Origin of the sequence: Prescottella agglutinans (assembly GCF_004011865.1) — a bacterium.
In the GTDB taxonomy this organism is placed as follows: Bacteria; Actinomycetota; Actinomycetes; order Mycobacteriales; family Mycobacteriaceae; genus Prescottella; species Prescottella agglutinans.
On the sequence record NZ_RKLP01000022.1, the window covers coordinates 1 to 1033 of the forward strand.

The following is a 1033-nucleotide window of genomic DNA, read 5'->3' on the forward strand; positions in this document are numbered from 1 at the left end:
GAGCTCGAGGTGGAGCTGACCCCGCAGGGCACGTTGGCGGAGCGGATGCGGGCGGGTGGTGCGGGTATCCCGGCGTTCTACACGCCGGCCGGTGTCGGCACCCCGGTGTCGGAGGGTGGTCTGCCGTGGCGTTACAACGCCGACGGGTCGGTCGCGGTCGCGTCGCCGCCGAAGGAGACCCGCGAGTTCGGCGGGAAGACGTTCGTGCTCGAGGAGTCGATCGTTGCGGACTTCGCGTTGGTGCACGCCGAGGTCGGTGACACCGAGGGCAATCTGGTGTTCAACAAGACCGCGATGAATTTCAATCCGTTGGCGGCGATGGCCGGCCGGATCACGATCGCGCAGGTCGAGCGGCTGGTGGAGCCGGGTGAGCTCGATCCCGGGCAGGTGCATCTGCCGGGTGTGTTCGTCCAGCGTGTGGTGCACACCGGGGTCCAGGAGAAGCGAATCGAGAAGCGGACGGTGTCGGCATGAGCTGGTCACGGGAGCAGATGGCCGCGCGGGCGGCGGCCGAGATGGTCGACGGCGAGTACGTGAATCTGGGGATCGGGTTGCCGACGCTGATCCCGAACTATCTGCCCGAGGGCGTGAAGGTGGTGCTGCATTCGGAGAACGGCATCCTGGGCACCGGCCCGTACCCGAGCGAGGATGCGGTCGATCCCGACCTGATCAACGCCGGTAAGGAGACGGTGACGGTGAACCCGGGTGCGGCGTTCTTCGATTCGGCGTTGTCGTTCGGCATGATTCGCGGTGGGCACATCGACACCGCGGTCCTCGGTGGCATGCAGGTCTCGAAGACCGGGGACCTCGCCAATTGGATGGTGCCGGGCAAGATGGTCAAGGGCATGGGCGGCGCCATGGATCTGGTGCACGGTGCCCGCCGGGTGATCGTGGTCATGGAACACACGGACCGTGATGGCGGCGCGAAGATCGTCGAGCGGTGCTCGCTTCCGTTGACCGGGCAGGCGGTGGTGCAGCGGATCATCACCAACCTGGCCGTCATCGACGTCACCGACACGGGACTGGTGCTGCG

The 1033-nt window shown here is 66.9% G+C and carries 2 protein-coding genes; both read left to right on the plus strand.

Features of this window, described 5'->3' with window-relative positions; translation table 11 throughout:
- Positions 1-474 (plus strand): CoA transferase subunit A (locus tag EGT67_RS24965; protein ID WP_164877652.1); only part of this gene is annotated, 474 nt, incomplete at its 5' end.
- Positions 471-1033: 3-oxoacid CoA-transferase subunit B (locus tag EGT67_RS24970; protein WP_164877653.1), on the plus strand; the 563-nt coding region annotated here is incomplete at its 3' end. The genes EGT67_RS24965 and EGT67_RS24970, both read left to right, overlap by 4 nt.